At 42.8% G+C, this 7,546-nt stretch carries 10 protein-coding genes; 3 read left to right on the forward strand and 7 right to left on the reverse strand.

Going from position 1 to position 7,546, the window contains the following annotated elements; translation table 11 throughout:
* Window positions 1-365, reverse strand: a 365-nt coding sequence (locus tag LD39_RS01730; protein ID WP_035542233.1) for a hypothetical protein, incomplete at its 3' end; no start/stop codon positions are given.
* Window positions 366-451: 86 nt separating this feature from the next.
* On the reverse strand, window positions 452-988 hold the full coding sequence (locus LD39_RS01735) for a DinB family protein (protein WP_035542235.1): 537 nt from the start codon (window positions 986-988) through the stop codon (window positions 452-454).
* 355 nt (window positions 989-1,343) lie between these two features.
* Here LD39_RS01735 and LD39_RS01740 point away from each other — a divergent pair, with 355 nt between their 5' ends.
* The 3 genes from LD39_RS01740 (at window position 1,344) to LD39_RS01750 (ending at window position 3,336) form a co-directional block, all read left to right on the forward strand.
* Window positions 1,344-2,213: an STAS domain-containing protein gene (locus tag LD39_RS01740; RefSeq protein WP_035542236.1), complete on the forward strand. Its 870-nt coding sequence runs from the start codon at window positions 1,344-1,346 to the stop codon at window positions 2,211-2,213.
* 229 nt (window positions 2,214-2,442) lie between these two features.
* Window positions 2,443-2,877, forward strand: a complete 435-nt coding sequence (locus LD39_RS01745) for a DUF3992 domain-containing protein (RefSeq protein WP_035542238.1) — start codon at window positions 2,443-2,445, stop codon at window positions 2,875-2,877.
* 117 nt (window positions 2,878-2,994) lie between these two features.
* Window positions 2,995-3,336 (forward strand): S-Ena type endospore appendage, encoded by a 342-nt coding sequence (locus LD39_RS01750; protein ID WP_035542239.1) that lies wholly within the window; start codon window positions 2,995-2,997, stop codon window positions 3,334-3,336.
* Window positions 3,337-3,388: 52 nt separating this feature from the next.
* On the opposite strand, the gene LD39_RS01755 is transcribed toward LD39_RS01750, so the two are convergent.
* The 5 genes from LD39_RS01755 to leuC all read right to left on the reverse strand — a co-directional run.
* The gene (locus LD39_RS01755) at window positions 3,389-3,829 is read right to left on the reverse strand and encodes an S-Ena type endospore appendage (RefSeq protein WP_081988220.1); all 441 of its coding nucleotides are present in this window, start codon (window positions 3,827-3,829) and stop codon (window positions 3,389-3,391) included.
* Between the two features lie 404 nt (window positions 3,830-4,233).
* A complete protein-coding gene (locus tag LD39_RS01760) occupies window positions 4,234-4,752 on the reverse strand; it encodes an SRPBCC domain-containing protein (RefSeq protein ID WP_035542244.1) in 519 nt (172 codons plus the stop codon).
* A 152-nt stretch (window positions 4,753-4,904) separates the two neighbouring features.
* Window positions 4,905-5,864 carry a threonine ammonia-lyase gene (ilvA, locus tag LD39_RS01765; RefSeq protein ID WP_035542247.1) on the reverse strand — a complete coding sequence of 320 codons (960 nt, stop codon included), beginning with the start codon at window positions 5,862-5,864 and terminating at the stop codon, window positions 4,905-4,907.
* 14 nt (window positions 5,865-5,878) lie between these two features.
* Window positions 5,879-6,487, reverse strand: coding sequence for a 3-isopropylmalate dehydratase small subunit (gene leuD, locus LD39_RS01770; RefSeq protein ID WP_035542249.1), 609 nt, complete (start codon window positions 6,485-6,487; stop codon window positions 5,879-5,881).
* 4 nt (window positions 6,488-6,491) lie between these two features.
* On the reverse strand, window positions 6,492-7,546 hold a 1,055-nt coding region (gene leuC / locus LD39_RS01775; RefSeq protein WP_035542252.1), incomplete at its 5' end, for a 3-isopropylmalate dehydratase large subunit.

Here is a 7,546-nt window from a genome sequence, read left to right on the forward strand (position 1 = left end):
TTACAAAAAATATTACCATCAGGAAGGTACGCATCAATAGTTTGGGTGCGGACTTTCAACGTAGGCCAAAGTTCAGAAATATGCCCTCCATCCCTAGCTTTAATATACATCTCTTTATTGAATCCCCGCGGTTTTTCTAGATAAGCAACTAGTTCTCCTTTTGGGTTAAGGATATGGATTTTTTTACTGGCTGCCTGGTAAAACCTCGTAGCATTAAGCAGTTTATTCTTCCAGTCCCAAGTAGAGCTTAGGGCTTCCTCTGCGATTGCCACCATTTTCTCGCCTGCACGGATGGAATACTGCCTGCTCTCGCTTTTCATTATGGATTCTGGTTTTACTGTTAAGTGACTGTATGACGCAAACATAATATGGATTCCCTTCTCTTCTCGGATACTATGTATTACGAATCATTATCAGAGAAGTTTCACAGGGTCGTTAGTTAGATCGTCCTTTAACAATTTCTTTGCTGATGGTTGCGGATTAGCCTGATCTGACCTCGATGACTCAACTCATCTTCAAATACATGAAACCACCGGAAGTAGTTATTCGCCTGATGGTCCGTTCCAAACGGAGAGATTTCATCTAGCCAGTTGTCATCCATTCCTTTAAACCGCTTCCATGTATTTTGACGGACTTGATCCAGTTGTTCGAGATAGAAATCAAGCCGTTTGCTATGCATTACCTCGTGCGCTTCCTCTCCGAGCGTTAGCCCAAGTTCAATTTTTTGTAACTCTTCTTCATTAGGGTCGCGACCTTCAAAGGTGATAATCTGATAGACCTCCTCTACGCAAGCCATATGGTGCAAGAGACAACCGATAGAATTTCCTTTTCCGTCTATGCGGTAATCAAGCTGCTCTGTTGATAAGCCTTTGACGGCCTCTATTGTAGTCATTCTTGTGTACTCCATCATTGATAATAAGCGACCAATTTCGGGAGTGAACCCTTCTTTTGCTTTTACAATAAATCTTTCCTTATCCTTTGTTTGCATGAACGCTCCTCCTTCTACTTTTTCCACTATTTAGCATTTCATAGTTTCCTATTTTCTACAACTACAAAAAGATCTTGGATGTTACTTATTAGATAGAAAGAAATTATTTTATTCCTTTTACTTCCTTGAATTCAAATGGAATTTTAACAATTATTATTGAAAAATAATTAAGTTTATGGTTTTATTGTTAAGGATATACAACTTTACATAAGGTCATTAGGTCTTTTTTGTAGAATGATACGTTATATAAATAAAGAAATTCACTTTTCCCAGCACCAATTCAAACAAACAGGTTCGATTGAATGAACAATGACCTTTAATAATTAATGAGAGTTCATACATAGGAGGAAGCCACATGAGTGTGCAAATGAATGTAATTGGTGAAAAAATTGTAGAGAACCGTATTAAAATCTCTGCCCTGGCATTGGAATATAGAATGGAAGACAACCCCGAAATCGTTGAGAAAATTAAATCCCGAAAATTAAGGTCTCTTACTGAACAGGAAGCTGAAGAGTTTGGTAGTACATTCGTGAAATATTTGGGAGAGGCTGTTTATGGTGAAGAACAACTCTATTTCGACTTGATTACTGAATGGAGTAGGAAAGCCGGAGAGATTGCTGTTAGGGAAGGGATCCCGCTTGAAGAGTCGCTGGATGGATTACGCTTCTTCAGGAAAGCAATATTAACCATTATAAAACAAGAAGCTGAAAAATCCTCCCTCGCTGTTGAAGGAGTGATCGATGCTATTTCCATCATTGATCCTCTAATTGACCGGTGTATCTATTGCTATAGTCACGTTTACATTGAAGAGCATCAGGAAGAAATGACTAAAGCCTATGCCAACATTCAAGAACTGCTCATGCCGATCGTACCTATTACGAATGGTATTGCCGTTTTGCCAATCATTGGTCAAATGAACGAGGAGCGATCTCAATACATCCTTGAAAAAACCTTGGAGGAAAGCAAACGGCATCAATTAAGCCATTTAATTATCGACCTTTCAGGCATCGCCATTATTGATACAATGGTTGCTCATAACTTAAATTCTATCTTCAATGCTTTGCAACTGCTAGGGGTGCAGCCGATCTTGACAGGGATGCGTGCGGAGCTCACTCAAACCGTGGTGTCGCTCGGGATAAATTTCAAAGATATAGCTACATTCAGAAGCTTGCAAATGGCCTTAGAATCGATCGGATTTATACAGAATACGACTTATAGCAGATAATGAAAAGAAGATGATCATGAGAACTTCCATAATAGGAGGTTCTTTTTTTATATCCCAATGAACACACAAACTACACTATAGCTTAAAAGTAATCCCTTCCTCTGAGTGTTACGAATTTAACACTGATAATCCTAAAATTGGTTAAACACCTACTTAAGTGCCGCTACGATTTCACTGGTAGTTTCATATGATGAATGAGATGAAAATTTTACGAGAAAGGAGAAAGAGTATGAGCAATGAATATGAAAAATACTGCCCCGATTTAACTACTCCTCCTGGTTGTCCTGATATATTCCCAAGGCCTCCTAAGCCTCCCCGTCCTCCCAAAAAATTGAAAAGACCAATATCTGATGAGATTTGCGGGAACATCAGCCAGTCTTGTAATGGCGAACCAGTCGAATACTGGAGGTCCATCAGTATAGAAAATCTCCCCTCTGGCACCGTCTCCGTAGTGAATAAAAGTGACTGTACTATGATTGTGAATGCAGACTTGGATGGGGATGGTATAGCTGATATTAATCTCTTTATAATTACTGAAAATGGACAGACAAAATCTGCAACACTTGATTCAATCAGTAATTTAGAAATCATTTGTGAAGGGGATGGGGCAGAAAAATGCACTGGAACCTACTGTATCTCACTTCATTATGAAAGATTTTGTTAAAAGATCGTCTAGTTTTTTAGAATTTCCACACTTGTCCGTTTCAAAACGCAAGACTATATCATCTAATAAAGTAAGCGTTTAAAAGCGTTAATTTTTCCTATAAAGGAGATGGAATGAATGTGTGGATCTAAAGGATTTAATGATGCTTGCTGTCCATCAGGTCAAATTTTTCAAGAACAACTTTGCGGTAACTTTAATGGTGGTATTGATGGACAAGAGCAGATTGTTTGGCAGGCACCAGTAGGAGACTATTTCGAAGGTACCTTTGAAATATTTAACTCTGCCAGCAGTACAGCTGACGTAACGGGTACAATTACTCCGACTGGTACTGTAGGCCCTATTCCACCTGGATTTTCAATGTCTGTATCAGCTTTGAATCCAACTGCATTTACAATCACTGCCCCTGCGGGCACAAGCGGCAAGTTCTGCATCACATTATACAAACGTGTCTTAGCTTAAAGTTAAGAGACAGATCAATAAAGCCCCTATACAGGGGCTTTATTGCATTTTCTTACGTATTGAAAGGGGATGGATAATGGATATTCAAACAATACTCTCCGATACAGGTATTTGCTCCTGTACCCGCACATATAATTTCCAGAGTATCGAATTGCTGAACGGTAATAGATTGAGAATTAGGGTTACTTCCAGGCTGGTCAGGTATTGTCAACACACCGACTATTATTCCGGCTTTACCGCCAAGTCGTAAATTTACAGTTAAATTATTCGCACATCCACCTTCATAAGAAATGGTCACTGTGCCGGCGACTGGAAAAGTCACTAACTGTTGAATTGATTGCCATACAAAACGGTCATCATTAGCTTGATTGTTACATATGACTTCGAAATAACCACAAAATTTATCAGTTAAGATGGGGATCCCTGCCATACCGTTCCCCTCATCAGGACAACAATTATTACAAGACATCATACCACCTCCTTTTGAAAACATTTCTACTCTCTACTATCATATGATCTTGTTTGTGATGTCGATTAGTGAAGTATCCTAATTCTGTACTTTTTTCTACAAGGTTAGCAAGTTCAACATTCATCTTTTAATAAATGGCTGAAGTATGAATTCAGACATTTTCACTAAATAAAACAAGTTTGGATTTATCATCTCTGGAATGTAACGTGATACCAGGAATAAAGGCTATGTCAAGTAATTCGACAACTACTAAGGTAATAGAAGAAACAACCTCTATAAATGATCGTAACGATACCGAGCAGTAATGGACTTAGGTCAAAACTAAATGCCACTGGCAAAATAACAAGAATGAATAGAATCTATAATTATGACGAGTAGTTCGGTCCATTATCAGTAAAAAACACCACCCCTTGGGATGGTGCTTACCTTCACTCTTTTCTTGTTATAGATTCAATGTAATCTTCTAACTGATCAAAAGCCCCATTAAACCCTTGCCTCATATGATCAAGGGACTGTTCAAATGTATTCCTCTCTTCCTCTGTGACATACATCGGCTTCCCTTCAAAGTGAAGGGTAGTTACTCCTTCTTTTTCAGTGAAAGTTACCGTGTTCACAACTTCCATCGGCCAATGGTCATGAAACGGTGCTCGAGTTAACTGACCCTGTTCGTCCAAATAGGAGTTTACGTACGTCAGCTTTTCTGGTCCCTCAAGTTCCCGGTAGTTAAATTTCCCCCACACAGAACGGCCTTTATTATCCGTTTGTCTGTAACGAAATTCGCTTTCACTTTCCTCTTTGGATAGGTCCTCCTCTTTAACTTCGACAGCTCCCTCTCTGGGTGCCCACCAGTGTCGCAAGTGTTCCGACTCTGTCCAGGCTTCATATAAAATGTCTCTCGGCGCATGAAACGTTCTTGTCATCGTAAATTTTTTAGGTTGATCCGACATAGGAAAGTCTCCTTTACATGACTTATTACTTAACTGATTCGACAGAACACAGGTGATGACCTCTATTCTAAGTTTTGTTATGCACCAGTTCCCTCTTCTCTGTCTTTTTACACAAAAAACTGCCGCACCCTTTAGGCACGGCAGTTTTCCTTTTACGCGATCACCATTTTTTTCGAGTCGGCTAGCTTGCGGATCAAGGGAAGTTTGGAAAGATCCATGTTCCCTCCACTTAAAATCACGCCGCAACGCTTGCTTTCAGAGGAAGCTTGCCCGCTCAGGAGACCGGCTAACGCGGTGGCGCCTGCGCCTTCGACGAGTGTCTTCTCTCTTTCTAACAACATCAGCATTGCTTTTGCAATTTCTTGCTCATCCACTGTGATGACTTGATCCACATACTTTTGGATGCAAGAAAAGGTGAGTTTTCCTTTTTCCTTCACAGCGATTCCATCAGCAATCGTGGCAACGGAAGTCAGCTTCTCAGGTCCTTTTTTATAAAGGGCATTGTAGGTGGACGGAGCTTTGGCAGACTGGACTCCGATCACTTGGATATCCGGCTTCAGCTGTTTAGCTGCAAAAGCAACTCCGCTGATGAGCCCTCCTCCGCCGATCGGAACGAATAGTGTGTCCAGGTCAGGCTGCTGTTGCAGCATTTCTACAGCAATCGTTCCTTGTCCAGCCATGACGTCATAGTCGTCGAACGGGTGAAGGAACGTGGCCCCTACTCGTTCCTGTTCCTTCATCGCTGCTTGATAGGCTTCCTGAAAGGATTCACCTGTCAATACGACTTTGGCTCCGTAACCCTCGGTAGCTTCTACTTTCGCACGAGGCGTAGCTTCCGGCATGAAGATGGTGGCTTTAATGCCACGCTTGGTCGCTGCGAGTGCCACACCCTGGGCGTGATTGCCGGCCGATGCAGCGATTACTCCGCGACGCGCCTCTTCCTCAGTCAAGCTTTCTACTTTGTAAGAAGCACCCCTTACTTTGAATGCTCCTGTTTTCTGCTGGTTTTCCATTTTCAAGTATACGTCTTGGCCCGTTTGTGCATTGATGGTCGCCGATGTTTCTAAAGGCGTCCGGTGAACCACCTCTTGTAATTTTTCATGTGCATCCATTACTTTTGCTAGCGTTAAGAAATCCCCAACGTCTTCACTCCCTTTGATTTTGATTTTTCGAATTGATCGATTTGATCTTCATACGTTAACGTCACAGCAATTTCATCCCAGCCGTTCAACAACATTTCTTTGTGATAAGACTGGATGTCAAAAGAAACTTCCTCTTTCCCGTCTGAAACGGTCTGCTGTTCCAGGTCGACGCTAAGTTCGTATGGTTGATCGCTTGCTTGTTGAATCCATTTTTCCGTTACGGCTTTTGGCAGTTGGATCGGAAGGATCCCGTTCTTGAAGCAGTTGTTGTAAAAGATATCTGCAAAACTAGGGGCAATTACGACTTTGAAGCCGTAGTCCTGAATCGCCCATGGAGCATGTTCACGAGAAGACCCGCATCCGAAGTTCTCTCCACCAACTAAAATGGAGGCTCCGTCGTACATCGGATTGTTCAGTGAGAAGTCTTCCCTTGGCGTCCCATCGTCATGGAAACGCCAATTGTAAAACAGGAATTGTCCGAATCCCTGTCGTTCGATACGTTTCAGAAATTGCTTCGGAATAATTTGGTCGGTATCCACATTTGATCTATTCAGTGGATAGACGAGTCCGGTATGCTTTTTTATTGGCTCCATGTCATCACCCTCCTACAGCACTGGCGTATTTTCTGACGTCAACGAATCTTCCTTCGAGCGCAGCGGCTGCTGCCATTTCAGGACTGACAAGATGGGTTCTCGCTCCATTTCCTTGACGCCCCTCAAAGTTCCGGTTTGATGTGGAAGCACAACGCTCACCTGGCGGCACGATATCGTCATTCATCGCTAAACACATGCTGCAGCCAGCATCACGCCACTCAAATCCAGCGGTAAGGAAAATCGTATCCAGACCTTCCGCTTCAGCGGCTTCTTTGACGGACTTGGAACCAGGAACGACAAGCGCCTTCACATTTTCATGGACACGGCCGCCACGAACGATTTCAGCCGCTCGTCTCAAGTCGCTCAGTCTGGAGTTCGTACAGGAGCCGATAAAGACGTGTTCGATCGGGATGGATTGAATCGACTGATTTGCCTCTAATCCCATATAGTCGATGGCACGTTCCACTCCGTCCTTATCTTCGTCATCCCCAAGCGCTTCAGGGTCAGGAACACTTCCGCCCACCGGGACACATTGCGATGGATTCGTTCCCCAAGTCACTTGAGGTTCGATTTCATTGGCATGCATCTCGACCGTTTGATCGTATGTGGCTCCTTCATCAGATGCTAAGGAAAGCCACTGTTCAGCAATGGCGTCGAAAGCTTCTCCTTCAGGGACGTAGCGTTTCCCTTTCAAATAGTCAACGGTTGTCTGGTCTGGACTGATCAATCCAGCCCTGGCCCCTGCTTCGATAGACATGTTACAAACCGTCATTCTTTCTTCCATAGAAAGATTGCGGATCGCTTCACCGGTATATTCAATGACGTGTCCTGTACCAAAGCGCACACCATATTTTCCGATGATGGCAAGAATCAAATCCTTTGCGGTGACTCCTGTGCCAAGCTTGCCTTCAATGTGAACTTGAAGAGTTTTCGGCTTGGCCTGCCATAGAGACTGAGTAGCGAGAACATGTTCGACTTCACTTGTACCGATACCAAAGGCAAGCGCTCCAAAAGCACCATGCGTCGAAGTGTGGCTGTCTCCACATACGATCGTTTTTC

Source organism: Halobacillus sp. BBL2006 (assembly GCF_000786645.1).
GTDB lineage: Bacteria > Bacillota > Bacilli > Bacillales > Halobacillaceae > Halobacillus.

What these genes read in the sequence shown, in the direction of transcription:
- LD39_RS01735 (WP_035542235.1), bottom strand. Translation starts at nt 988, where the DNA reads ATGCAAACAAAGGATAAGGAAAGATTTATTGTAAAAGCAAAAGAAGGG.
- LD39_RS01740 (WP_035542236.1), top strand. Translation starts at nt 1,344, where the DNA reads ATGAGTGTGCAAATGAATGTAATTGGTGAAAAAATTGTAGAGAACCGT.
- LD39_RS01745 (WP_035542238.1), top strand. Translation starts at nt 2,443, where the DNA reads ATGAGCAATGAATATGAAAAATACTGCCCCGATTTAACTACTCCTCCT.
- LD39_RS01750 (WP_035542239.1), top strand. Translation starts at nt 2,995, where the DNA reads ATGTGTGGATCTAAAGGATTTAATGATGCTTGCTGTCCATCAGGTCAA.
- LD39_RS01755 (WP_081988220.1), bottom strand. Translation starts at nt 3,829, where the DNA reads ATGTTTTCAAAAGGAGGTGGTATGATGTCTTGTAATAATTGTTGTCCT.
- LD39_RS01760 (WP_035542244.1), bottom strand. Translation starts at nt 4,752, where the DNA reads ATGTCGGATCAACCTAAAAAATTTACGATGACAAGAACGTTTCATGCG.
- ilvA (WP_035542247.1), bottom strand. Translation starts at nt 5,864, where the DNA reads ATGGATGCACATGAAAAATTACAAGAGGTGGTTCACCGGACGCCTTTA.
- leuD (WP_035542249.1), bottom strand. Translation starts at nt 6,487, where the DNA reads ATGGAGCCAATAAAAAAGCATACCGGACTCGTCTATCCACTGAATAGA.